Annotated in this window: 19 protein-coding genes; 7 read left to right on the top strand and 12 right to left on the bottom strand. The window is 70.5% G+C overall.

The features are described from left to right. Positions 1-93: 93 nt before the first annotated feature. Positions 94-2730, top strand: a complete 2637-nt coding sequence (gene pepN / locus HJG44_RS13425; RefSeq protein WP_171218842.1) for an aminopeptidase N — start codon at positions 94-96, stop codon at positions 2728-2730. A 209-nt stretch (positions 2731-2939) separates the two neighbouring features. Beyond that, a complete protein-coding gene (locus HJG44_RS13420) occupies positions 2940-5234 on the top strand; it encodes a PAS domain-containing sensor histidine kinase (RefSeq protein ID WP_210261080.1) in 2295 nt (764 codons plus the stop codon). Between the two features lie 6 nt (positions 5235-5240). On the opposite strand, the gene HJG44_RS13415 is transcribed toward HJG44_RS13420, so the two are convergent. From HJG44_RS13415 to HJG44_RS13395, 5 genes are all read right to left on the bottom strand, one after another. After that, positions 5241-8129 carry a bifunctional [glutamine synthetase] adenylyltransferase/[glutamine synthetase]-adenylyl-L-tyrosine phosphorylase gene (locus tag HJG44_RS13415; protein WP_171218840.1) on the bottom strand — a complete coding sequence of 963 codons (2889 nt, stop codon included), beginning with the start codon at positions 8127-8129 and terminating at the stop codon, positions 5241-5243. Beyond that, positions 8126-9535 carry an ATP-binding protein gene (locus HJG44_RS13410; protein ID WP_171218839.1) on the bottom strand — a complete coding sequence of 470 codons (1410 nt, stop codon included), beginning with the start codon at positions 9533-9535 and terminating at the stop codon, positions 8126-8128. The genes HJG44_RS13415 and HJG44_RS13410 overlap by 4 nt, the downstream gene beginning before the upstream one ends. Next, on the bottom strand, positions 9519-10205 hold the full coding sequence (locus tag HJG44_RS13405) for a response regulator transcription factor (RefSeq protein WP_171218996.1): 687 nt from the start codon (positions 10203-10205) through the stop codon (positions 9519-9521). Before HJG44_RS13405 ends, HJG44_RS13410 begins: the two co-directional genes overlap by 17 nt. A gap of 244 nt (positions 10206-10449) precedes the next feature. Then, positions 10450-11046, bottom strand: a complete 597-nt coding sequence (locus tag HJG44_RS13400) for an exopolysaccharide biosynthesis protein (RefSeq protein WP_171218838.1) — start codon at positions 11044-11046, stop codon at positions 10450-10452. 104 nt (positions 11047-11150) lie between these two features. Beyond that, entirely contained in the window at positions 11151-11420 is a 270-nt protein-coding gene (locus tag HJG44_RS13395; protein ID WP_171218837.1) for an usg protein, read from the bottom strand. Positions 11421-11774: 354 nt separating this feature from the next. Between HJG44_RS13395 and bcsS the strand changes: the two genes are divergently transcribed. After that, positions 11775-12536 (top strand): cellulose biosynthesis protein BcsS, encoded by a 762-nt coding sequence (gene bcsS / locus HJG44_RS13390; RefSeq protein ID WP_171218836.1) that lies wholly within the window; start codon positions 11775-11777, stop codon positions 12534-12536. A gap of 9 nt (positions 12537-12545) precedes the next feature. On the opposite strand, the gene scpB is transcribed toward bcsS, so the two are convergent. From scpB to argS, 5 genes are all read right to left on the bottom strand, one after another. Then, a complete protein-coding gene (scpB, locus tag HJG44_RS13385) occupies positions 12546-13238 on the bottom strand; it encodes an SMC-Scp complex subunit ScpB (RefSeq protein ID WP_171218835.1) in 693 nt (230 codons plus the stop codon). Next, the gene (locus HJG44_RS13380) at positions 13235-14017 is read right to left on the bottom strand and encodes a segregation and condensation protein A (RefSeq protein ID WP_171218834.1); all 783 of its coding nucleotides are present in this window, start codon (positions 14015-14017) and stop codon (positions 13235-13237) included. Before HJG44_RS13380 ends, scpB begins: the two co-directional genes overlap by 4 nt. A gap of 38 nt (positions 14018-14055) precedes the next feature. Continuing rightward, positions 14056-15075 (bottom strand): beta-N-acetylhexosaminidase, encoded by a 1020-nt coding sequence (gene nagZ, locus HJG44_RS13375; RefSeq protein ID WP_171218833.1) that lies wholly within the window; start codon positions 15073-15075, stop codon positions 14056-14058. Between the two features lie 13 nt (positions 15076-15088). Next, a complete protein-coding gene (locus HJG44_RS13370) occupies positions 15089-16786 on the bottom strand; it encodes an SPOR domain-containing protein (RefSeq protein ID WP_171218832.1) in 1698 nt (565 codons plus the stop codon). 95 nt (positions 16787-16881) lie between these two features. Beyond that, entirely contained in the window at positions 16882-18642 is a 1761-nt protein-coding gene (gene argS / locus HJG44_RS13365) for an arginine--tRNA ligase (protein WP_171218831.1), read from the bottom strand. Between the two features lie 180 nt (positions 18643-18822). Between argS and HJG44_RS13360 the strand changes: the two genes are divergently transcribed. Together HJG44_RS13360 and HJG44_RS13355 are read left to right on the top strand one after the other, a co-directional pair. Beyond that, positions 18823-19080: a type II toxin-antitoxin system Phd/YefM family antitoxin gene (locus tag HJG44_RS13360; protein WP_171218830.1), complete on the top strand. Its 258-nt coding sequence runs from the start codon at positions 18823-18825 to the stop codon at positions 19078-19080. Further along, a complete protein-coding gene (locus tag HJG44_RS13355; RefSeq protein WP_171218829.1) occupies positions 19080-19499 on the top strand; it encodes a type II toxin-antitoxin system VapC family toxin in 420 nt (139 codons plus the stop codon). The genes HJG44_RS13360 and HJG44_RS13355 overlap by 1 nt, the downstream gene beginning before the upstream one ends. A gap of 8 nt (positions 19500-19507) precedes the next feature. Here the strand turns inward: HJG44_RS13355 and HJG44_RS13350 are convergent, their stop codons facing one another. Continuing rightward, complete coding sequence (locus tag HJG44_RS13350) at positions 19508-20722, bottom strand: deoxyguanosinetriphosphate triphosphohydrolase (protein WP_171218828.1); 1215 nt, start codon at positions 20720-20722, stop codon at positions 19508-19510. Between the two features lie 71 nt (positions 20723-20793). Between HJG44_RS13350 and erpA the strand changes: the two genes are divergently transcribed. Together erpA and HJG44_RS13340 are read left to right on the top strand one after the other, a co-directional pair. Further along, the gene (gene erpA, locus HJG44_RS13345; RefSeq protein ID WP_171218827.1) at positions 20794-21135 is read left to right on the top strand and encodes an iron-sulfur cluster insertion protein ErpA; all 342 of its coding nucleotides are present in this window, start codon (positions 20794-20796) and stop codon (positions 21133-21135) included. 49 nt (positions 21136-21184) lie between these two features. Then, entirely contained in the window at positions 21185-23038 is a 1854-nt protein-coding gene (locus HJG44_RS13340) for a hypothetical protein (protein WP_171218826.1), read from the top strand. A gap of 3 nt (positions 23039-23041) precedes the next feature. Here HJG44_RS13340 and HJG44_RS13335 read toward each other — a convergent pair whose 3' ends face one another. Then, positions 23042-25339: an NADP-dependent malic enzyme gene (locus HJG44_RS13335; RefSeq protein ID WP_171218825.1), complete on the bottom strand. Its 2298-nt coding sequence runs from the start codon at positions 25337-25339 to the stop codon at positions 23042-23044. Positions 25340-25423 lie beyond the last annotated feature (84 nt).

Here is a 25423-nt window from a genome sequence, read left to right as displayed (position 1 = left end):
GTCCCGGTGCTCTCCTCGCCGCCTCCGGCCCGCGTTGCGGCGCCATCCGCACTCGGCGATAACGCAACCACCCGCAAGAGCCCAGGCCCCGACGTGCGCACGGACACGCAGACCATCACCCGTCTCGAGGATTACCGGCCGCCGGACTACCTCATCGACACGGTCGAACTCGACATCAGGCTGGATCCGGCCGCGACCCGGATCAGGTCCGTCCTGAAGATCCGCCCCAATCCGGCGGGACGCTCCGGCGCGCCGCTCGTGCTGGACGGGGACGAATTGCTGTTCCACGGCCTCGCGGTCGACGGCGAGCCCGCCCCGCCCGATTCCTACGAGGCTACGCCCGAGGCGCTCACCCTGCGCGAGCCCCCCGCCGGGCCCTTCGCGCTGACGGTCGACACGGAGGTCAATCCGAGCGCCAACACCAAGCTCATGGGCCTCTACCGCTCGAACGGCGTGTACTGCACCCAATGCGAGGCGGACGGCTTCCGCCGCATCTCCTACCTGCTCGACCGCCCGGACGTGCTCTCGGTCTATACCACACGCATCGAGGCCGAGCGGGAGGAGGCGCCGGTCCTCCTGGGGAACGGCAACCTGCGCGAGACGGGCGAGGTCGAGGGCACGACGCGCCACTTCGCCGTCTGGCACGACCCCCATCCCAAGCCGGCCTATCTCTTCGCGGTGGTCGGCGGCGATCTCGCACGCACGGCCAAGACCTTCCGCACCATGAGCGGCCGCGAGGTGGAGATCGCGGTCTATGTGGAGCCCGGCAAGGAGGACCGCTCGCACTACGCGCTCGACGCGCTGGAGCGCTCCATGCGCTGGGACGAGCGCGTCTTCGGCCGGGAATACGACCTGGACGTGTTCAACGTGGTCGCCGTGTCCGACTTCAACATGGGCGCGATGGAGAACAAGGGCCTCAACATCTTCAACGACAAATACGTCCTGGCGAGCCCGGATACGGCGACCGACGCCGATTACGCGAATATCGAGGCGGTCATCGCGCACGAATACTTCCACAACTGGACGGGCAACCGCATCACCTGCCGCGACTGGTTCCAGCTCTGCCTGAAGGAGGGGCTGACCGTCTTCCGCGACCAGGAATTCTCGTCCGACGAGCGCTCGCGCGCCGTCCACCGCATCGCCGAGGTGCGCACGCTGCGGGCCCGCCAGTTCGCGGAGGATGCCGGCCCGCTCGCTCACCCCGTGCGCCCGACGCGCTACCGCGAGATCAACAACTTCTACACGGCGACCGTCTACGAGAAGGGCGCCGAGATCGTCCGCATGCTGAAGACGCTGCTCGGCGACGCTACCTTCGCGCGCGGCATGGAGCGCTATTTCGAGCGCTGCGACGGCACCGCCGCCACGGTCGAGGATTTCCTGGATTGCTTCGCCGAGGTCTCCGGCCGCGACCTCGGCCATTTCAAGCGCTGGTACGAGCAGGCCGGCACCCCGACCGTCACGGTCGGCACGGCCTATGATCCGCAGGCGGGCACCTACCGGCTCGACTTCCGGCAGGAGACGGCGCCGACGCCGGGGCAGCCGGACAAGGCGCCGCTGGTCATCCCCGTGCTTCTCGGCCTCGTCGCCGAGGATGGCGGCCGCCTCGATTGCGTCAGCAACAACCTGCGCGAGGACGGCCTCTTCGTGCTCGAGAGCGCGACGGACAGCCTGAGCTTCGAGGGCGTGCGGTCGCGCCCCGTGCCGTCCCTGTTCCGGGGCTTCTCGGCTCCCGTCCGGGTGGAACTCGATCTTCCCGACAGCGATCTCCTGACGCTGCTCCGCCACGACACGGACCCGTTCAACCGCTGGCAATCGGCCCAGACGGTCGCGCTTCGCCTGCTGACGGCGCTGGCCCGCGATCCGTCGCAGGCGCCGCGCGACGAGTTCCCGGACGCGATTGGGGCCTTTCTCGACCGCTCTGGACGCCACGATCCCGCCTTCACCGCCATGGTGCTCGCCCTGCCGGGCGAGACCGAGATTGCACAGGAGATCGGCCGCGACGTCGACCCCGACGCGGTCCACGCGGCGCGGGACCGGATGAAGGCTGCGCTCGGGCACAGGCTCGGAGAGCGGCTGCGCAGCCTGCGCGATGCCTTCCCGCCGGAGGACCGCTACTCGCCGGACGCTGCGAGCGCCGGGCGCCGGGCGCTGCGCAACGCCGCGCTCGACCTGATCGCGGCGGGGGACCCGGCAGGCGGCGAGCGCCTCGCGGCGGAGCAGTTCGAGCGGGCGACGAACATGACGGACAGGCTGGCGGCGCTCGTTACCCTGTCCCTCATTCCCGGCGAGGTCCGTGAGACCACGCTCGCCCGCTTCGGCGAGCTCTACGCGGCCGAGCCGCTCGTCCTCGACAAGTGGTTCGCGCTCCAGGCGGCGATCCCCGAGGAGGGAACGCTCGCGCGCGTGCGCGAGCTGATGAACCATCCGGCCTTCGCGTTCTCGAACCCCAATCGGGTACGCTCCCTCATCGGCAGCTTCGCCATGGCGAACCCGACGCAGTTCCACCGGGAGGACGGAGCCGGATATGCCCTGCTCGCGGAGGCGGTCCTGGCCCTGAACGGCACGAATCCGCAGATCGCGGCGCGCCTGCTCACCGGGTTCGGAACGTGGCGCTCGATGAACGCTCCCCGCCGCGCCCAAGCTCAGGCGGCGCTCGAGCGGATCGCCGGCGCCCCGAACCTTTCGCCGGACGTGCTGGACATCGTCCAGCGCTCGCTCGCACCGACCTAAGCTTCTGACGCGACTCATGATTTCGTCGAGTGAGTCGCACGTGCAACGGACTCCGAAAACTTAACGAGTCTTTACCGGATCCCTGGACAAATCGGCTGTCCTCGATTCTATTGTTCCCGATTCGAGGAGATGCGGCACGTCTTCCCGAACGGGGCAAGATGAGCAGGGGAGCTCGCATGGGTGCGAACGCCTTAGGCGTTGCCACACGTTTGCACGAAATCGCGAGCCGTTCGGGGCTCGCGATCGCCCCCCTTCTCCGCAGGATCGCTCCCTCCACCCTCAAGCTGGAATACGTCACCCCCGCCCTCGTTGCGGGAATCCTTCTGGCGCTCGTGCCCGCAGCCCTCTCGGCCCTGCGCGCGGACCGGGACGCGGCGATCGAGGATGGGCTCGTGCAATCCGAGCTCACGCTGGCTCTGCTGGCCCAGGAGATCGCGCGGGCTGCCGGTTCCGGTCCGGCCGAGACCGCCCATTTCCAGGCCGCCGCGCGCCGTCTGCCTGCGGGTGCGCTTTCCGCGGGACGGCTCTTTCTGACGGACGATGCGGGCCGGGTCGTCGCGGCCGTCCCGAGCGGCGCGGCGATGCCCGCTCACATCGGCGATCTCCTGGACGAGGAGCAGCCGCTCGCCATCCTGGCCGATCAGGCCGGCGCCATGCGGATCAGGCTCCAGGACGGAACGGATGCGCTCGCGGCGCTCCGGAACGTCCGGGGCGGCCAGGTCGCGATCGTGAAGCCAGTTGCCGAGCTCGCGGCCGCCCGCGAGCCCGGCCTCCCCCCTTCGGCAGCGGCCGCGGCCTTCATCCTGGCCTTTGCGGCGCTGGGCGGCGCGTGTCTCGCGCATGCGCGAGGGGCCCGGGTCGCGCGCGCCGCCTGCTCGCGGATGCAGCGGCGCGTCGACACGTCCCTGGCGCGGGGCCGCTGCGGCCTATGGGACTGGGACATCTCGCGCGGGCGCATCTACTGGTCGAGCTCCCTTTACGGCCTCCTCGGCTACCAGCGCCGGGACGAGTACCTCTCCTTCGGCGAGGTCAACGGGATGATCCATCCCGACGACGGCAACCTCTTCGAGCTAGCCAAGCGCATCGCCTCGGCGGGCGTCCGCCATCTCGACCACGATTTCCGCATGCGCACCGCCGAGGGCGGCTGGCTCTGGCTCCGGGCCCGGGCCGAGGTGGTGACCGATCCGGAGGATGGCGGGCGCCATCTCGTCGGGATCGCGGTCGACATCTCGGACGAGCGCGGCTTCGTCGAGCGGAGCGCCAAGGCCGACATGCGCCTGCGCGACGCGATCGAAGCCATCTCGGAGGCATTCGTCCTCTGGGATTCCGAGAACCGCCTCGTCCTGTGCAATTCGAAGTTCAGGAAGTTCCACGATCTCTCGCCCGAAGCGGTGGTGCCGGGGGCGACCTATGCCGAGATCATCGCGGCCGGTCGCCCGCCGCGGATCACCTCGCATGTGACTCACGAATGCACGGACGGCGCCGGCGCCCGGACGCTCGAGGTGCAGCTCTCCGACGGCCGCTGGCTGCAGATCAACGAGCGTCGGACCAAGGACGGCGGCTACGTCTCGGTCGGAACGGACATCACGGCGCTCAAGCGGCACGAGGAGAAGCTGCGCGAATCCGAGCGCCGCCTCCTGGGGACGGTGAGCGACCTCAAGCGCTCGCGCGAGACGCTGCAGCTCCAGGCGCAACAGCTCGCCGACCTTGCCGAGCGCTACCACGAGCAGAAGGCGCAGGCCGAGACCGCGAACCGGGCCAAGACCGACTTCCTGGCCAAGGTGAGCCACGAGCTGCGCACGCCGCTCAACGCCGTGATCGGCTTTGCAGAGGTGATGCAGCGGGAGATGTTCGGGCCCCTCGGCGACGAGCGCTACCGCGATTACGCCGGCCATATCCGCGGCAGCGGGCTCGATCTCCTCGCCGTGATCAACGACATCCTGCATATCTCGCGGATCGAGGCGGGGCACGTGACGCTCGCCACCGGGCCGCTCGACGTGGGCGAGGCGGTGCGCGACGCGATCGCCGCGGTCGAGGAGCCGGCCAGGCAGAAGGGCGTGACCATCGATTGTGCGGTCCGGGGGCAGGGCTTCGTGCAGGCGGACGAGCGCGCGCTGCACGACGTCCTCACCCAGATCCTGCAGAACTCGGTGAAGTTCGCCCCCGAGGGGGCAGGCACCATCCGCGTCCGCGTGGCGCGGGCCGGGCGCGTGATGAACTTCTTCATCGAGGATGACGGGCCCGGAATCCCGCGCGAGTTCATGCCGCGTCTCGGCCGCCCCTTCGAGCAGGTCGAGCCGGAGTTCAACCGCGCGCAGAGGGGGACGGGATTGGGCCTCGCCATCGCCAAGGCCCTGACCCGCATGCATCGCGGCGGGCTGCGCATCCGCTCTCAGGTCGGCGTCGGGACGATCGTCCTGGTCAGCATTCCGTTGAGCGAGGCGGAGGCGGCCGACCGGCCCTTTCGCCCGGCCGCCCTCCCCTTCCTGCAGGCGGCGGAATAGGCCTGCCTAACGCTGGCTTGGCTCGCCGAGCACGGCGCGGAAGATCGTCCGGACCTCCGTCCTGATCTCGCCCAGCCGGGCCACGAGCTCATCCGGGCCGGGCGCACCGACGAGCGCCGCGAGCCGACGCAGCATGGCCGGGGGCGCCGCCTCGCCCTGCGTCTCGCCGACCGTGAGCCGCTGCCAATGCGCGACGTCGTCGAGCACGCGATGGGCCTCGGCGAGGCGCGCCGCCGCGTCCGGAGCGAGGATGCCGGCCCGCCCCGCCTCCGCGATGACGCCGGGCGTGCCCTGCCCCAGGAGCGAGGGATGCTCCGAAGCATGCGTCAGGACGAGAGCCTGCGCGAGGAAGTCGAGATCCATGATGCCGCCGGCCGCGAGCTTGAGATCCCAGAAATCCTGCTCGCCCTTTTCCCGGGCGACGAGCTCGCGCATCTCGCCAACGCGGCGGAAGACGTCGGCGCTCGACCGCGGCTGCGCGAGGATCGAATGGATCGCCGCCGCCGCCTCCTCTGCGAAAGCCGCGTCCCCGGCGAGGACGCGGGCGCGGGTCAGCGCCATGTGCTCCCAGAGCTCGGCCTCGGCCCGATGATAGGCGATGAAGCCGCGGTACTGCGACGCGACGGGGCCCTTCGTGCCGGAGGGCCGCAGCCGCATGTCGACCTCGTACAGCCGCCCGCGCCGGGTCGGCGCCGTGAGCGCCGCGATCAGACGCTGCGTGAGGCGCGTGTGGTAGACGACCGCGTCGAGCGGGCGCCTCCCGTCGCTGGTCCGGCGCGCCTCGTCGAAATCGTACAGGACCACGAGGTCGAGATCGGAGCCCGCCGTGAGGTCGCGCACGCCGAGCCGGCCGAGCCCGAGCACGGCCATGCGGGCGCCCGGCACCGTGCCGTGCTCCTCTGCGAAGGCGCGTGCGGCCCATTCGAGGCAGAGCCTGACCACTCCCTGCGCGATCGCCGCGAAGGACATCCCGGCCTCGGCTGGCGAGATCACGCCGGAGAGGAGGCGCGATCCGGTCGCGAAATGCACCTGGCGGAAGGCATCGCGCACCCGGTCCAGGAACTCCTCCGTGCTGCCGGGCGTGCCGACGAGGCCGCGGATCTCGGCCTCCGCGGCGGCCTCGTCGCGCGCCGGCGCGGCGAAGCTCGGATCGAGGATGGCGTCGAGGACATGCGGGCTGACTGCGACCGTCTCCGCCAGCCGCGGCGCGCTGCCGAGGAGGTCGGCGAAGAGAAGCCGCAGCCTCTCGTGCGAGCGCAGGATGGTGAGGAGCTCGACCGCGGCCGGCATCCGGGCGAAGGCGCGGTCGAGCCGAGCGAGCGCGCCGTCGGGATCGGCGGATCCGCCGAGCGCTGCGAGGAGGGCGGGCGTGAGCTCGGTCAACACCTCGCGCGCCCGTGCGCTCGTCACCGCGGCGCGGCGGCCGAAATGCCAGCCGCGGACGGTCTCGGCGGCGAGTTCCGGGTCGCGAAAGCCGAGCCGCCGGAGCGTTTCGACCGTGCCCGGATCGACGCTGGCGCCGGTGAAGACGAGGTCGCCGAGATCGGAGGCGAGTTCGGGCCCCTCCTCGAAGAGGAGCCCGTAATGGTGCTGCACGCGCTGCGCCCGCCGCGTCAGGGCGGACGCGAAGGCCGGCAGGTCCTCGTAGCCGCAGAAGCGGGCGAAAGCGGCGAGCTCGTCGTCGCGCGACGGCAGCCGCTGCGTCTGCTCGTCCGCCACCATCTGCAGCCGATGCTCGACGGTGCGCAGGAAGCGGTAGGCTTCCGCCATCTCGTCGCGCGCTTCCGCCGTGATCCAGCCCTCGTCGTGCAGCGCGCCCAGCATGTCCAGCGTGCGGCGGCCGCGCAGCTTCGGCCTCCTGCCGCCGAAGACGAGCTGCTGCGTCTGCACGAAGAACTCGATCTCGCGGATCCCGCCCCGCCCGAGCTTGATGTCGTGGCTCGCCACCGCGATCTCGCCATGCCCGCGCACCGCATGGATCTGACGCTTCATCGCGTGGATATCGGCGATGGAGGCGAAGTCGAAATACTTGCGCCAGATGAAGGGCGCGAGATCGGCGAGGAAGCGCTCGCCGAGCGCGACGTCGCCCGCGATCGGGCGCGCCTTGATCATCGCGGCGCGCTCCCAGTTCTGGCCCACGCTCTCGTAGTACACGAAGGCTCCCGGCAGCGAGACCGCGGGCGGGGTCGAGGCCGGATCGGGCCGCAGGCGGTAATCCACCCGGTGCACGTAGCCGTCCACCGTGCGCTCCTGGAGAAGCCTGGCGACGCTCTGGGCGAGGCGGGTATAGAGCTTGGCCGGAGCCTCCGGGGAGCCGGAGGCCGCCTCCGATTTCGGGTCGTAGAAGACCACGAGGTCGACGTCGCTGGAGAAGTTCAGCTCCCCGGCGCCATGCTTGCCGAGCGCCAGGACGACGAGGCCGGAGCCGGCGAGATCGGCCCCGGGCGCAAAGGCGGGCAGCTTCCCAGCCATGGCGAGCTCGGCCAGCGCGATCTCGACCGCGCTCCGGACGGAGGCGTCGGCGAAGTCGGACAGGGCGAGCGTCACCTCCTCGACGTTCCACACGCGGCCGAGATCGGCGAGGGAGACGAGGAGCGCATGCGCGCTCTTGTTCCGGCGCAGCTCGCGCATCGCTTCGTCGCGCGAGAGCTCGCCCGCGGCAAAGCGGCAGCCGACGGCGCGCTGTGCGGCGACGATCGCCGCGTTCGCCGCCTGCGGCTCGCCTGCTGCCAGGCGGTCGAGGCGTGCCGGATCGGAGCCGGCCAGCTGCCGGAGATAGGGCGAGTAGAGCCCCGCGAAGCGGACGAGGCCGGCGAAGGGAGGCTCCCCGGCCGAGAGCGGATGATGGTCCGGCGCCTGGACCAGCTCCGCCAGAGGCCGCGAACCGGCGCTCATGCCGAGCCGGCCGCGCGCGCCGGGATGCAGAGCTGGACCTCGAGTCCCGGCTGGTTGTCGTTCAGCTTCAGCGTGCCGCCGTGGAGACGGGCGACCGCCGCCGCGATGCTGAGGCCGAGCCCGAAGCCGGGGCGGGAGCGCGCCTCCTCCAGCCGCACGAAGCGCCCGAGCACCCGGTCGCGCTCGTCCACCGGGATGCCCGGCCCGCGGTCCCCGACGGTGATGATCACGGTGTCATCGTCCTTGCGCGCCCTCACCGTCACGGGCGCAGCCGCCGGGCGGCCCCCCTCGGTCCCGTACTTGATGGCGTTGTCGACGAGATTCGCCACCGCCTGGCCGAGAAGCTCGCGGCTGCCATGGACAGGCAGGCCCGGCTCGACCTCCACCTTGAGCTCGGTCCCGGCCTCCTCGGCGACCGGTTCGTACATATCGGCGACGCCGCGCGCCACCTCGGCCGCGTCGAAATCCGCCATGCCCTCGCTCTGATGCCCGGCTTCGAGGCGGGCGATCATGAGGAGCGCGTTGAAGACCCGGATGAGGTTGTCGCTCTCCTCGATCACGGCCTCGAGCGAGGCCCGCAGCTCCTCGGCGCTGCGCGCTCCGCGCAACGCTTCGTCGGCGCGGTTCCTCAGGCGCGTCAGCGGCGTCTTCAGATCGTGCGCGATGTTGTTGGAGACCTCCGTCAGGCCCGCCATCAGCTCGCCGATGCGGTCCAGCATGGCGTTGAGATGCTGTGCGAGCCGGTCGAGCTCGTCGCCCGTGCCGGCGATCTGAAGCCGGCCGTCGAGATTGCCGGCCATGATCGTCTCGGTCATGGCCGTCATGTCGTCCACCCGTTTCAGCACGCGCCGGGCGACGAACCAGCCGCCCAGGCAGCCGAGGACGCAGATCAGCAGAAGCGACAGCCCGAACGCGCGGCCGATGATCTCGCGAATGCGGACGCGCTCGTCGACGTCGCGTCCGACCAGGAGGCGGAAGCCGCCGGGCAGGATATAGACCCGCACGATGGCGCTGTGCTCCCGCGCATCCTCGTCCAGCCGGGCATAGGTGACCTCCTTCTGGCCCGCCTCGTTCAGCGTCCCGGGCGGAAGCGAGCCGACATTGCCGGCGATGCGCTCGCCCTGGAAATTCGTCACCAGGTACAGGGAGGCGCCGGGCTGGCGCGAGCGGCGATCCACGATCGCGACGAGACGCCGGATGCCGGCGAGCCGGTACTGCTCGGCAAGGCCCGTGATCTCGGCCTCGATCGTGTCGATGATCTGGCTGTCGAGCACCTTCGTGGCGTTCCAGGCGACGTAGCCCAGGATGACGAAGGCGAAGACCGCGAAGGTGACCAGGTAGGCGAATGACAGCTTGAAGGCCGTCGTCCGGAAAAGCTTGGGAAGGAAGCTACTTTGCGGTGTCACGGACCATGTACCCGGCGCCGCGGATCGTGTGGATGAGCGGCCGATCGAACCCCTTGTCGATCTTGGACCTGAGGCGGGAGACGTGAACGTCGATCACGTTGGTCTGAGGATCGAAATGGTAGTCCCAGACATGCTCCAGCAGCATCGTGCGGGTCACGACCTGGCCGGCATGGCGCACGAGGTATTCGAGGAGCCGGAACTCCCGCGGCTGGAGCGGGATCTCCTGCCCGCCGCGCGTGACGCGGTGCGAGAGGCGGTCGAGCACGAGGTCGCCGACCGTGTAGCTCGTCGGCTCCCCACGGGCCGCGCCCGTGCCGCGGCGCGCCAGCACCTCCACGCGCGCGAGCAGCTCGGAGAAGGAATAGGGCTTCGGCAGGTAGTCGTCGCCGCCCGCACGCAGCCCCTTCACGCGGTCGTCCACCTGGCCGAGGGCCGACAGGATGATGGCGGGCGTGTCGACCTTCTGCTCGCGCAGGGAGCGGATCAGCGACAGGCCGTCGAGCTTGGGCAGCATGCGGTCGACGACGAGGACGTCGTAGGCCCCTTCCCGGGCAAGCGCATAGCCGTCGAGACCGTCCGGTGCGGCATCGGCGACATGACCGGACTCGCGGAAGGCCTTGGCCAGGTACTCGCGGGCTTCCCGGTCGTCTTCGATGATGAGGATGCGCATGTCGGCCATGGTAGCGCGCCCTTGAACGGAACGGCAGGCCGGATCGGGGTGATCCGGCCTGCCGCCACGAGCCGCAGAGCTGGCGGGGGGCGACATGGCAGCCCCGCGTCCCGTTCCCTTCTGAGAGCGGCGGTCCGGACTGGGGGGTCCGGCTTCCGCCCTTGGGGATGAGGATGGGTATAGGAGCCGCCGCCTTACGGTGCTCTCTCGCTCGGATGAACTCTTCGTAAGGTACGGACCCGCGTCAGAAGATGGCCGCAAGGCCGCTGACCACCGCCCAGATGAAGCCGAAGCTCAGCGCGAGGCCGCCCAGACCGGCAATCAAGCCTACCACGACCAGGACGCCGTCCCGCTCGACGAGGCCGAGCCCGACGAGGCACACCGCGATGCCGAGCGGGATCTGGCCGATGATGGGCGCGGCGACGAGCAGTCCGAGCGCAAGCACGATGAGAACGAGCCCGAGGATGCGCACGGCGATCGGCGTCTCGAAGAACTCGATCCGCGGCCTGGACCAGCGCTCGAGCTTCTGGAGGATGGGAAGCGCGCGCCCGACGGCGCGCTCGACCGCATCCTGCGGCACGGAACGGCGCAGGAGCGTACGCGGCAGCCAGGGGGTGGGCCGCCCGGCCGCGAGCTGAGCCGCGACGAGCGCCAGGAGGAGGCCGCACACGAAGGGGATCGGCGGCGGCATCGGCAGGCAGTTGGGCAGCCCGAGCAGCACGACGAGCAGGGCGAAGGCCCGATCGCGCAGGACGGAGACGATGTCGGCGACGGTCAGCCGCTCGCCCGCGTTCCGCGCCAGCGAGGAGAGGACCGCAGAGATGCGCGCTTCAGGAAACAACCGGGGATCGCCGCTGGGAGGGAGAGCGCCTCTCTAGACCAGCGGCGCCCACGGGCCAAGCCGTGGGCCGGGGACTCGCAGATCGGGCCGTGACGGAGCTGATCTCAGTGCAGCATCAGCTCGCCGTTGACCGCCCGGAATTCAGCAGGGCGGATCAGGCCCGCATGGGCCACCTGCACGGAATGGAGGGGACCCTCGATCTCCCGCTGCCAGAAGGCCAGGAACCTGGTCAGGACCGGGAAATTCGGCGCAAGATCGTATTGCTGCCAGATGAAGGTCTGGAGGACGTTCGGATGGTCCGGCATGCCGTACAGGATCTGGGCCGTCGTCAGCCCATAGCCCTGAAGCTGGCGGATGAAATCCTTGGAGACCATGCAACCTCCTTCTGAATCAGCACCTTTCGCGCGGAGCTCCCGCTTATCCTCGACGGTAGAACGTTATCTTCAAGCGCAAAGATTAAGAAGTTAGTCTAATGCCGCAGCATTCTTAGCACTCAAGACCCGCAAGTGCTAAGAGGACTGGCCGGCTATACCATGCGAGTGCTTCCCCTGAGTGGACCGCTTGAACGCGGCAGGATCAACAAGGGTTCCGCAGCGGGCGCCCCCGCGCCGCCGATGCCCGCGGCCGGATGCATTTCTCCCGCAGTGACTCGACAGCTTGCCCCAGCTGAGCTTTGATCATCCGAAGTAACCGGGAAGCCGAGCTTCGTTCAGGCGAGCATCGCTTTGTTGCGTACCTGGCGCTTGCGCCGTCTCGGCTTCGCTTGTCTGGCGCTCCACTTGGCCGCCTGCCCCTGGCCTGCGGCGGAGGCCGCCGATCCCGATCGCCTCCTCTTCATCCGTGCGGAAGACCAGCGGACGGTGCTCTTCGGGCAAATCGACGCGGGGCGGTCGGTGTTCCTGAGCGCCGGGTCCAAGCAGACCCTGACCGGTCCGCTCGACCGAACCGGCTTCGTGACGATGGAGGCGAGCGGGTTCGGCATTACCCGGGAGCGCGTCTCGGGCCCGCAGGGCGAGCTGCCCGCCACGCGGTTCGTCACCCAGACGAGCGTGGTGGTCGGCCACCAATGGAGTTTTGACAAGCTCTTCCTCGCCGGCTTTCTCGGGCCGGAGATCCTCCATGAGCAGCTCACGGTCGCCGGGCAGGTCTACCGCTTCTCGGAGCCGCGTTACGGGGCCAAGGCCCAGCTCGAACTCTGGGCCCATCCGACGCGCGACACGCTCCTCACGGCGACAATCGTCGGCTCGACATCCAACCGCAGCCTGTGGACCCGCGGCTCGGCGGGCGTGCGGGTCTGGGCCGACCTCTTCGCCGGACCGGAGGTCACGGCCTATGCGACGCAGACCTATCAGGAGACCAAGCTCGGCGCCCACCTGACCGGCTTCCGCCTGGGCCTCGTGCAGGGGCGGCTCTCCGGCGGCTGGATGTTCACCGACGACGGTCGTCCGGGTGCGCCCTATCTGTCGCTCGCCGCCTGGATCAGGATGTGAGCGGAACCGTCACTCCGTCTCGTCCGCCACCGGGCCGAGCGCCATGGCGGCGAGATCGAGCGGCTCCTCGTCCTCGTCAAGCGCCGTGTCGTCGGACGGGACGGGAACGAGGTCCCCCGGCAGCTTGCCTTCGAGAAGCCCGAGGCCCTGGAGCTCCTCCAGGCCCGGCAGGTCGGTGATCGCGTTCAGGCCGAAATGGCGGAGAAACTCCGCCGTGGTGCCGAAGGTGACCGGCCGGCCGGGCGATTTCCGGCGGCCGCGCATGCGGATCCAGCCGGTCTCCAGCAGGACGTCGAGCGTCCCCTTGGAGGTCGTGACCCCGCGGATCTCCTCGATCTCGGCCCGGGTCGTCGGCTGGTGGTAGGCGATGATCGCCAGGACCTCCATGGCGGCGCGGGAGAGCTTCTGCGGCTCGGGCGCCTCGCGTGCGAGCGCGAAGGCGAGGTCCGCCGCCGTCCGGAAGGCCCATTTGCCCTCGACCCGGACGAGGTTGACGCCGCGGCCGGCATAGGCGCGCTCGAGATCGGCGAGCACCCGGCCCGCATCCGCGCCGGCCGGCAGCCGCGCCGCGAGCTCCTGCTCGCCGACCGGCTCCGGCGCGGCGAAGAGCACCGCCTCGGCGATCCTCATGGCTTCGGCCTGGACGGGACCCCGTTCCGCCAGGTTGTCGACGGCGAGCGTCAGGGCGCGGCGCGCGGTCATGCCGGGGCCTCGCAGCGGCGCACCATCAGGGGGCCGAAGGGTGCGTCCTGGCGGAGGACCGCCCTCCCCTCGCGCACGAATTCGAGCGCGGCCGAGAGCGCGGATGCGAGCACCGTCGGCCGCATGGCGGGCTCGACCACGTAGCGCAGCAGGTAGCTGTCGAGGACCATCCAGTCTCCCGCCTGGCCGACCAGCCGCTCGAGCGCAGCCCGCGCATCGACGAGGGACCAGAACGGCCGCTTGGCGACGGTGACGTGGTTGGAGACATGCCGCTGGCGCTGCCGGGCATAGGCCGAGAGAAGATCGTAGAGATTGGCCGTGAAGCTCTGCGGCCCGGCCTGCACCGGCGTCTCGCGCCAGCCTCGCGCGAAAACCTCGCGGCCGAGCTGCGGGCGCTGGGACAGCAGCCCGGCCGCCTTGCGGATCGCCTCCAGGCGGCGGAGCCGGTTCGCGAGGGCGGTGGCGAGCTCGCTCGCGCTCGGCCCCTCGGGCTTGGGCGGCTCGGGCAGGAGCAGGCGGGACTTCAGATAGGCGAGCCAGGCCGCCATGACGAGGTAATCGGCCGCGAGCTCGAGCCGCATCGTGCGCGCCGTCTCCACGAAGGCGAGGTACTGCTCGGCGAGGGCCAGGACCGAGATCTCGTGCAGGTCGACCTTCTGGCGGCGGGCGAGGTCGAGCAGGAGGTCGAGCGGGCCCTCGAACCCGCCCACATCCACGACCAGGAGCGGGTCGCTCTCGGCCCGGTCGGGCTCAGCCTCGAAGGGAAACGCCTCCGCCATCGCTCACGTCTGATTCGGCCAAAGGCCAGCTTGACGCGTCAGGCGGCCTCGGCAAGCGCCGCCTCGAAACCTCGCCGCGCGTCCACAACATCGAAGGCCGGAGGAGGTCCGGCGATGCGCGCCTGGGCGGCGGCGACGCGGCGCGCGCTCTCGCCCGAGAGCCGGGGCGCGGCTTCGGCCACGGCGCGCGCCTCGGCAAGATCGCCGTTGCAGTGGAGGACGACGTCGACCCCGGCCCGCAAGGCCGCCTCCGCGCGTTCGCGGAAGGAGCCGGACAGCGCCCTCATGGAGAGATCGTCGGTGAGGAGCAGGCCGCCGAAGCCGATCTCGCCGCGGATGATCTCCGATACGACCAGGGGCGAGGTGGTGGCCGGTCGGTCAGGGTCGATCGCCTCGTAGACGACATGCGCCGTCATCGCGATCGGCATGTCGGCGAGCGCGCGGAAGGGCGGGAAATCCTGCGCGCGGAGCTCGGCGAGGCTCGCCGAGACGCGGGGCAGGCTCTCGTGGCTGTCCACCCCGGCCCGGCCATGCCCCGGAATGTGCTTGACGACCGGGAGCACGCCGCCCGCCAGCAGGCCCTCAGCCGCCGCGCGGCCGAGAACGGCGACGGCGGCCGGATCCGTGTCGTAGGCGCGGTCGCCGATGATGTCGTGCGCGCCCGGGACCGGCACGTCGAGCACCGGAAGGCAATCCACGTCGATGCCGACGGATCGGAGGTCATGCGCGATCAGCCGCGCGCCCGTCCGCGCACAGGCGCTGCGGCCGGCGAGATCGGCCGCGAGGCGTCCATAGGCGCGGCCGGCCGGATATCGCGGCCAATGCGGGGGTCCGAGCCGCTGCACGCGCCCGCCCTCCTGGTCGACGAGGACAGGCGCGTCCGCGCGCCCGACCGCCTCCCGCAAAGCCGCCGTCAGCGCCCGGACCTGGTCCGGATCGGCGATGTTGCGGCGGAACAGGATGAAGCCGAGCGGATCGGCATCGCGGAAGAACGCGACCTCTTCCGCCGTGAGGCTCTGGCCGGCGCAGCCGGCGATGAAGGCGCGGGGGCTCGCCACGTCGGTCCCCGGCTCAGTTCGCCACGACGAAGCACTGCCCGCCCGAGGCTTTCAGGCGCGTGCAGAGCGTGTTGGCGTCCTCGCGCGAGAGCGGCGTCACGCGGACGCGGAAGACGGAACGCCCGTTCACCTGCGCCTGGGTCACGGTCGCAGGCTTGCCGCCGAGATCGGTCGCGAACTTGTCGGCGAGCTGATCATAGGCGGCCCGCGCGGCCTCCTCGGTCGGCCGGACGGCGAGCTGCACCGCATAGGTACGCGAGCCGGCGGCCGCCGTCGCGGCGGCCTGTTCGGGCAGTTCGGCGACGGCGTCCGTCGCGGCGACGCGCTGGCCAAGCCGCGCGGGACGCGAGGGCGGCCGCACCGAGACGGCCGGGCCGCCGGCCGGGGCGGGGCTGTCGCCGGCATCGGTCCGTCCGACATCCGCGTGCTGGAAGAGCCCGCCGGAGCTCTGCTCCGCCGCGCCCGTCGCGGCGGGTTCCGGTGCGGCTGCGGCAGCGGCCGAGCGCGGGCGCGAGGGAGGCAGGACCTGAACCGGCGTCGCCGTGGCGGGCGGCGTGCTGCCGTCGGCGGAGGGCGTCGCCGAGGATGCCGCAGGCGCGGCCTCGGGCGGCGGCGGCGCGGCGGGAGTTGACGGGATCGAGATGGTCGGCCGGGTGACGGGCGGCGGGGCCTGGCCGGTCGGCAGGACCGGAAGGTTGGGATCGCTCACCATGAGCCCGCCGGAAGCCCCGATGGGAGTCCCGTCGGGCCTGACCGCCACGGTGCGCACCCGCCGGGGCTCGCCGAGGGCGCTCAGCGCCGGGTTGCGGGGCGCGGCCGCAGGGGGCGGTGCAGGCGGCGACACGGTGGCGTTCACGCCGGGGGGTACGGAGGTCTCGGCCGAGGAGGGCGCGACCGCGACCACGGCCGGGGGCGGCGCGCCCGCGATCCCGCCATTCGCGGGCGGGATCGCGGGCTGCGGCGGGGGCGGCTCGGGCTGCGCCATCTGCCGCGCGGCCTCGCGCACGTCGATCGGCTGCTCCTGCCGGTCGAGCACGCGGGAGCGGCCGGCATCCGTCCGCCCCTCGAAGATCTGCTTGTTCTGGTTCGGGATATCCATGCCGCCCGGGTTCTCCGGCGCGACCTTGAGCGGCGCATTGTCGGCCGTGATCAGCGGCGGCGGGCCGGACTGAGCGAGATCGCCGCCCATCTTGCGCCAGGTATAGGCCCCGGCGACGCCGACGGTGGTCAGCGCCACGAGCGCCATCACGGCGCCGAGCCGGCGGCGCGAGCGCGGAGTCGGCATGGGCGTGAAGTCGCCCTCGTCGAATGCGTCGGCCTCGCGTCCGAAGCTGCGCGCGACGGGATCGAACGGCTCCGGCGCGGCCGAAAGCGCGCCTTCGTCGCGGGCGGGCTGCCCGGTGCCGAGCACGCTCCGGTCCTCCGCCGTCAGGACGGCATCGGCCTGGCTGCGGCGCGGCTCGCGGACAGGTTCGGCCGGAGGAGGCGGCGTGTCGAGCTTGGGCTCCTGCCGCTCCCGTACCGCCCCCGTCTTCTTCGCTTCGCCCAGGATGTTGAGGAAGGGATCGTCCTGCCCGACGATACGGGCGAGCTCGGCCAACGGATCGGATTGCGCAGGCGGCGCCGACGGGCCGAGCTCTGCCGACCGCCGGAGCTGGCGCTCGATCTCGTCGAGATCGATCTCGAAGCGATTCTGTCCCGTGTCGCTCATACCTGGACCCAACTCAGCACCGGGGCTGGCACGAGACGCTCAGCTGAAGCTTGCGCCGGCGCCGTTCCGCAGATGCCCCCGCAGAACGAAAGGCATCACCGCATCTCGTCAGGCGCACTCACGCCGAGGGTCCCGAGCCCCGACGCCAGCACTGCCTTCAGCGCGCCCAGAAGGGCGAGCCGCGCCCGCGTTGATCTTTCATCGTCATGCTTAACAAAGCGTAATTGCGGCAAGTCTTTGCCTTTGTTCCACAATCCGTGGAACACGCTCGAGAGGTCGTAGAGGTAGAACGCGATCCGGTGCGGCTCGTGCGCCTGCGCCGCGGCCTCGACGATCCGCGGATACTGCGCGATCCGCCGCTGCAGCTCCAGCTCCGCCTCGTCGGCGAGGAGCGACAGGTCCGCCGTCGCCAGTTCCTCCAGCGCAGGCACCCTGCCCGGGAAAGCTTCGCCCGCCTGCCGGAACACCGAGGCGCAGCGGGCATGGGCATACTGGACGTAGAAGACCGGGTTGTCCTTCGACTGTTCGAGCACCTTGGCGAGGTCGAAATCGAGCGGCGCGTCGTTCTTCCGGTACAGCATCATGAACCGGACCGGGTCGCGCCCGACCTCGTCGACGACCTCGCGCAGCGTGACGAAGTCGCCCGCCCGCTTCGACATCTTCACGGGCTCGCCGCCGCGCAGGAGCTTGACCAGCTGGCAGAGCTTCACGTCGAGCTCCGCCCTGCCGCCGCTCACGGCCTGCACGGCGGCCTGCATGCGCTTCACGTAGCCGCCGTGATCGGCCCCCCAGACGTCGATCATGGTCGCGAAGCCACGCTCGAACTTCGAGCGGTGATAGGCGATGTCGGCCGCGAAATAGGTGTAGGAGCCGTCCGACTTGAGCAGCGGGCGGTCGACATCGTCGCCGAACGCGGTCGCCCGGAACAGCGTTTGCTCGCGGTCCTCCCAGTCGTCCGGAAGCTGACCCTTCGGCGGCGGCAGCCGGCCCTCGTAGACGAGGCCCCGCGCACGCAACTCCTCGATCGTCTCGCCGATCTTGTCGACCTCTCCCTTGGTAAGGGAGCGCTCGGAGAAGAAGACGTCATGCCGGATGTCGAGGGAGGCGAGATCGTCGCGGATGAGCGCCATCATGGCCTCGATCGCGGCCGCCCGAACGACCGGTAGCCACTCCGCCTCGGGCAGGTCGCGCAAAGCCGGACCGTGCCGCTCCGCAAGCGCCTGGCCGACCGGCACGAGGTAGTCACCCGGATAGAGCCCCTCTGGGATCTCTCCGATCGCGTCCCCAAGCGCCTCGCGATAGCGTAGGAAGGCCGAGCGGGCGAGAACGTCCACCTGCGCGCCGGCGTCGTTCACGTAGTACTCGCGCGTCACCTTGTAGCCCGCGAAGGCGAGAAGGTTCGCGAGCGCATCGCCGAACACCGCCCCGCGGCCGTGGCCGACATGCATGGGTCCCGTCGGGTTCGCGGAGACGTATTCCACGTTCACGGCCGCGCCGGCCCCCTGCCCGCTCCGGCCGAAGCCCGCAGTATCCAGCAGGGCCGCCCGGACCACGTCGTGCAGGACATGCGGGTGCAGCGACATGTTGATGAAGCCGGGCCCTGCGACGGAAGCCTCGCTGACGCGGGGATCGGTCCGCAGGTCCTCCGCGATCAGCTCCGCGAGCTGGCGCGGATTGGTCTTCGCCGCCTTCGCGACCGCCATGGCGGCGTTCGTCGCAAGATCGCCGTGGCTCGCGTCGCGCGGCGGCTCGACAAGGACCTTGGACGTGTCGATGCCGGCCGGGATCTTCCCGGCTGCCGCCAGGCGGTCGAGAGCCTCGCCGACGCGGCGCTCGAAAAGCCCGAAGATGTTCATGGAATCCGTGTTCGCAGGCGCGACCGGAACGGAGCCGGCTCGTGGAATGACGCAGGATCGCTGGTGAGCGCGACCCTCTAGCAACCCGAAGCGCGAGTGTCACGCACCCTCCGGTGCGCTGGCCCCTGTCTCGCCTCGCTCCAATGTAGTAAAGTAGAAACAACCCCTCGGGAGACCGCCATGACGGTGTCGCGGATGACGAGCCGTGAGTTCAACCAGGATACCGCGCGCGCAAAGAGAGCCGCGGAGAATGGCCCGGTGCTGATCACGGATCGGGGGACACCGTCTCACGTCCTCCTCAGCATAGAGGATTACCGACGTCTGACCGAGGGAGGACCGAGCCTTCTGGACGCGATCGCACCGGCGGAGGCGCAGGACTTCGAATTCGAACCGCCGCGCTTGCACGGCGCGTTGCTCTCGGTTCCCGACCTGATCTGATGTTTCTGCTCGATACGAACGTCGTCTCGGAACTGAGGCGCCCCGATCGTGCGGATGGCGGCGTGCTTCAATGGGCGAAAGCTCAGCGCGCCGCAGAATTCCATCTGAGTGCGATCACCATCCTGGAGATCGAGCTTGGAATCCTGCGGCTTGCGCGCAAGGACGCCGAGCACTCCTCGCGTCTGCGGAGCTGGATGGACCACGTCCTACAGGAGTTCTCGAGACGCATCCTGCCGATCGACCTTGCGGTCGCGCAGCGATGCGCTCCGCTCCACATACCCGATCCCCTGCCGGACCGCGACGCGTTGATCGCCGCGACCGCGCTCGTGCATGGGCTGACGGTGGTGACGCGCAACACGAAGGACTTCGCACCCACGGGGGTCTCGACGCTCAACCCGTGGAGCGGCTGCCGCAGCTGAGGTCCCGCTCACGCGATGCGCAGGTCGGGCGTGCTTCCGAACAGGCGGCGATGCTCCAGGATCGCGTAGCGGTCCGTCATGCCGGCGATGTAGTCCGCGACGCGGCGGGCGAGCTTCGCATCAGGCGCCCCGGCAAGGTCCTGACGCCAATCCTCCGGCAGAAGCCGGGGCTCCTGCGTCAGCTTCCGGAAGAGGTCGTGGACGATCGCCTCCGCGTCGAGCCGGACCGACATCAGGCGGGGATGCTTGTAGAGCTTCGGAAACAGGAAGCCCTTGATGGAGCGGTCCGCCTCCGCCATCGCGTCGGAGAAGGCGACGACCGGCGCTCCGGCCGCCCGGATGTCGTCGGCGGATATCGGCCGAAGAGCGCGCAGGCGGCGGTCGCTTTCGTCCAGCACGTCCTCGACGAGCCGGGTGATCACGCGCCGCGTGAGCTCATGCGTCCGGCGGGAGGGATCGAGGTCCGGGCCGGCCGCGTCGATCTCGCGCAGGAGACCGTCGAGGAAGGGCACGGAACGGAGCTCCTCGGGATCGAGTATCCTGGCCCGGAGGCCGTCATCGAGATCATGCGCGTTGTAGGCGATGTCGTCGGCGATCGCGGCCGCCTGCGCCTCCGCCAAGGCATGGCCCGAAAGGCCGAGCGGCTGGAGCGCGTCGTATTCCGTGATGGCGGGCGGAATGCCGTGGCGCCGGTAGCGCTCCGTCGGCCGGCCATCCTCCCCGAGAAGCGGCCCGTTATGCTTCACGAGCCCCTCGAGCGTCTCGAAGGTGAGGTTCAGCCCGTCATAGGCGGCGTAGCGGCGTTCGAGCCGCGTCACGATCCGGAGCGCCTGCGCGTTGTGGTCGAACCCGCCGAACGACGCGAGGCAGGCCTCCAGCGCATCCTCGCCCGTATGCCCGAACGGGGTGTGGCCGAGATCGTGCGAGAGGGCCACCGCCTCGGCGAGATCCTCGTCTAGGCCCAGCGAGCGCGCGAGCGACCGGGCGATCTGGCTCACTTCGAGCGTATGGGTCAGCCGCGTCCGGAAGTGGTCGCCCTCGTGGTAGATGAAGACCTGGGTCTTGTGCGTGAGGCGCCGGAAGGCGGTCGAGTGGATGATCCGGTCGCGGTCGCGCTGGAACTCGGACCGGGTCGGGGACGGGTGCTCCGGATGGAGGCGGCCGCGGCTCTCCCCGGGATGGCAGGAATAGGCTGCGCGCCAGCGCTCGCCGTGGGGCCGCACGAGGTCTTCCGGGTTGAAGGGCTTCCATGCGCGCCTTACCTTGGGCCCGAGACGAACCGCAAGCTCAGGCCATGCACGTTCAGACCTCCGACGAGATCAGACTGACCGAGACCGCCGCGCGCCGCATCGGCGAGATCCTGGCAGACGAGCCGGCCGGCTCCATGCTGCGCATCAGCGTCAACGGCGGCGGCTGCTCGGGCTTCCAGTACGGCTTCGACATCGACCGCACCCGCCAGCCCGACGACATCGTCGTCGAGCGCGACGGCGCGACGGTGCTCGTGGACGAGACCTCGCTGCAGTTCCTGAAGGGGTCGGTGGTCGATTTCGTGGACGACCTGATCGGCCAGTCGTTCAAGATCGAGAACCCGCAGGCGACATCCTCCTGCGGCTGCGGTACATCCTTCTCCCTCTGACGACCCGGCCGTCTCCTCTCCGGGTCTCTATCCTCGATCGGAGAGCGGGATGGTCGAATCGGGGCGCGTCCTCCGGGGCGTGCGGCTGTGTCTGCTGGCCTGCATCGCAGCGGCGGCACTTCAGGGTCATGCGACCGCCGAAGAGCGGCCGCGGCTCGCCGCCCAGGCGGGCCCTGGCGGGCCGGCCTCGGTTGCCGTGCCGGCCGGACCCTTCTCGGTCACGCAGAACGCGGCCGGGTACAGGGCAGCGAATCTCCGGCTCGCGGCCGGACCGACGACCTATCTGATCCCGACGGCGGAAATCCGCGGAACGAGCCTCTCGCGGGACGAGCTCGCGCGCATCCTCGACCCGGGCTCGGCGGTCCCGCTGGCGGAGCGAGTGAGGACGCTCGCGGCTTCCGAGATCGTTATCCCCGAGCTGCGGGCCGAGACGCAGACCGGCGCCGGCCGGCAATCCTCCACATACCACGACATTCGCCTGTCCGGCATCGGGGACGGCCGCGTCGCGAGCGCCTCGGCGGCCGACGGGAGTTTCGAAGGGCTCGGGCCGGAAGGCCCCTCCCGCGGCACCTTCGGCCGCATGGAGATGAGCGAGGTCGATCTCGGCGTCATGATGGCCCTGCTCGAGATTCCCGCAGCAGGCGGACCCGCGGAGCTGCGCCGGGTCTACGGCGCATTTTCGGTCGAGAGGATCGCGACCGAGGGACCGAAGGGCGCCCGTTCGAGCATCGCCCGCATGTCGGGGCGCGACTTCCGGGCCAGGCCGACGAAGGATGGGTGGATCGCGACCGCGGATGCCGTCGCCGGCCATACCGACCTGGACAAGGCCGCCCCGGCGGAGCGCGGCCGCGTGATCGGCGCGATGGCCGATCTCTTCGACGCGTTCGAGGTCGGCTCCGTCGAGGCGACCGGCATCGCGTTCTCGGATGCCGGCGGGAAGGAGGCGGCCGGGCGCATCGGCCGCGTCGCCTATACGGCAGGTCAGGGCGGGGGCGAGTTCCGCATCGAGGAGATCGAGGCGGGCGGCGAGGACGGCCGGGTCCGCGTGGCGAGCTTTTCGATGGGCGGCGTCTCGATCGCTCCCGCCCTGGCGGCCGCACGCGAGCTCGCGGGCAAGACCGCCGAGCTCTCGGCCGCCGAGCTCAGGCGGCTCGTCCCCGTCATCGGCTCGATCCGGCTGAGCGGGATCGAAGTGGACGCGAAGGGTGAGCCGGCCGAAGGCCGCCCTCCCGTGAGGATGTCCGTCGGTGCGGCCGAGTTCCTCGCGGACAAGGTGGTCGAGGGCCTGCCGACGGACATGCGCGTCTCGCTGCGGAACGTCTCGGTGCCGATCGCGGCGGCCGCAAAGGACAATACGGCGAGGCAGCTTCTCGCTCTCGGCTACGACCGGGTCGATGCCTCCCTCACGGCCCATCTCGCGTGGAACGAGCCGGGCCAGGAGCTCGTCATCCGGGAGATCTCCGCGGAGGGCGCCGGGATGGGGAGCGTGCTCGTCCGCGGCGTGGTGGGTGATGTGGGACGGGAGGCCTTCGGCGCCGATCCGACACTGGCTGCGATCGCCTGGATGGGGGCGAGCGCGCGCGCGCTCGATGTCGTGGTCCAGGATGCGGGTCTCCTGGAGCGCTTCCTGTCGCGGAAAGCGGCGGAGAAGAAGCGGGGCGTCGACGATCTGCGGCGCGAATACGGCATGACGGCCGCCATCGGGATACCCGTCATGCTCGGCAACTCGCCGGCGGCCAAGGAGATCGGGCAGGCCGTGGCGCGCTTCATCGCGAGGCCGGGGCGCCTCACGATCGAGATGCGGGCACGCGACGGCGCGGGGCTCGGCATCGCGGACCTGGCCGGGGTCTCCGATCCGACCGAGCTGCTCGACAAGGTCGAGATCAACGCGACCGCGGAATAGGTCTCAGTCCTCGTCCTGACGCGGCAGACGCGTCTGCGCCTCGACGACCGCGACCGCCGTCACGTTGACGATGCCGCGCGCCGTGACCGAGGGCGTGAGGATGTGGGCGGGCTTGGCCGGCCCGAGAAGGATGGGGCCAACGGGCAGCGCGTCGGCCAGCACCTTCACGATCTGCAGCGCGATGTTCGCGGCGTCCAGGTTCGGCATGATGAGGACGTTGGCCTCGCCCTTCAGGGTGGAGGCGGGGTTCACGCGGTCCCGGATGGTCTGGAGAAGGGCGGTGTCGGCCGCCATCTCGCCGTCGACCACGAGGCCTGGAGCCCGCGCCTGGATGAGGGCCAGCGCGCGCTGCATCTTGCGGGCGGAGGCCGTGTCGGCCGAGCCGAAATCCGAATGCGACAGGAGCGCGATCCGCGGCTCGATGCCGAACCGGCGCACATGGCCCGCGCAGGCGAGCGTCATGTCGGCGAGCTCCTCGGCCGTGGGCTCGGCCGTGACATGCGTATCGGCAAGGAAATAGGCGCCCTTGCTGGTGATGAGGAGGCTCATCGCGGCCATCTGGCGCGCGCCCGGCGCGAGGCCGAGGATGTTCGAGATGTGGCGCAGGTTGGACTGGAAGCGGCCCTCAAGGCCGCAGATCAGCGCATCCGCATCTCCGCGCCGGAGCGCGATCGCGCCGATCACGGTCGAGTTCGTCCGCACCAGCGTGCGGGCAGCATCCGGCGTGATGCCCTTCCGGCCTGCGGCCTCCAGATAGGTCGCCACGTAGTCGCGGTAGCGCGGATCGTCCTCGGGGTTGATGAGGTCGAACTCGCGCCCGATCGCCATCGAGAGGCCGAAGCGCCTGAGGCGCGTCTCCACGACCGAGGGCCGCCCGATCAGGATCGGCCGTGCGATCCGCTCCTCGACGACGGCCTGCACGGCGCGGAGCACGCGCTCGTCCTCGCCCTCGGCATAGATAACCCGCTTCGGCTCCTCGCGCGCCGCCGTGAAGAGCGGCTTCATGATGAAGCCCGAGCGGAAGACGAAGCGGCCGAGCGATTCGGCATAGGCGGCAAGGTCCGGCAGGGGCCGGCGCGCCACGCCCGTCTCCATGGCCGCCTTCGCGACCGCAGGCGCGATCCGGAGGATGAGGCGCGGATCGAAGGGGCTCGGGATGAGCGAATCGGGCCCGAAGGGCCGGGCCTCGCCGCCATAGGCCCGGGCGACGACGTCCGACGGCGCCTCGCGGGCGAGCCCTGCGATGGCCTCGACCGCCGCCGCCTTCATGGCCTCGTTGATCGTGGAGGCCGCAACGTCGAGCGCGCCGCGGAAGATGTACGGGAAGCAGAGGACGTTGTTCACCTGGTTCGGGAAATCCGACCGGCCGGTGCAGATGAGCGCATCCGGCCGCGCCGCGCGCGCCAGGTCCGGCATGATCTCGGGTGTCGGGTTGGCGAGCGCCATGATCAGCGGCACGGGCGCCATGCGCTGCAGCATCTCGGGCTTCAGCACTCCGCCGGCGGAGAGACCGATGAAGACGTCCGCGCTCTCGATCACCTCGGCGAGGGTCCGGAGTTCCGTCCTCTGCGCGTAGGGTTCCTTCCAGCGGTCCATGAGGACGTTGCGGCCCTCGTAGACGACCCCCTCGATATCCGTGACCCAGATGTTCTCGCGCTTCACCCCGAGCGAAACGAGCAGGTTCAGGGTCGCGAGCGCGGCCGCGCCGGCGCCGGAGGTCACGACCTTGATGTCGGCGAGCTTCTTCGAGGCGAGCTCCATCGCGTTCACGACCGCCGCCGCCACGATGATCGCCGTCCCGTGCTGGTCGTCGTGGAAGACGGGAATGCCCATCCGGGCCTTCAGCCGCTCCTCGACCTCGAAACATTCCGGCGCCTTGATGTCCTCCAGGTTGATCCCCCCGAAGGTCGGCTCGAGCGCCGCGACGACGTCCACGAGCCGGTCGACGTCGTTCTCCGCGACCTCGATGTCGAACACGTCGATCCCGGCGAATTTCTTGAAGAGGACGGACTTCCCCTCCATCACGGGCTTGGAGGCGAGCGGCCCGATATTGCCGAGCCCGAGCACGGCTGTGCCGTTGGACACGACGGCGACGAGATTCTGGCGGGAGGTGAGGCCGGCGGCCTCGGCCGGATCGGCCGCGATCGCCTCGCAGGCCGCGGCCACCCCGGGCGTATAGGCAAGCGCCAGGTCGCGCTGGTTGCCGAGCGGCTTCGTCGGCTGGATCTCGATTTTCCCCGGGCGCGGGTTGCGGTGATAGAAGAGAGCCCCCGACCGCAGGTCTTCCGTGACGTCCGCCATCAGCTTCTCCAGAGCCCCGGGCCCCCGCCCGTGCCGTTCCCTTAACCCCCCGGGCCGCCGCTGTTCAGCCCCCGCCCTCGCTGC

It is taken from the genome of Enterovirga aerilata (genome assembly GCF_013044135.1).
Classification (GTDB): domain Bacteria; phylum Pseudomonadota; class Alphaproteobacteria; order Rhizobiales; family Beijerinckiaceae; genus Enterovirga; species Enterovirga aerilata.
This window is presented reverse-complemented; position numbering and strand designations above follow the sequence as displayed.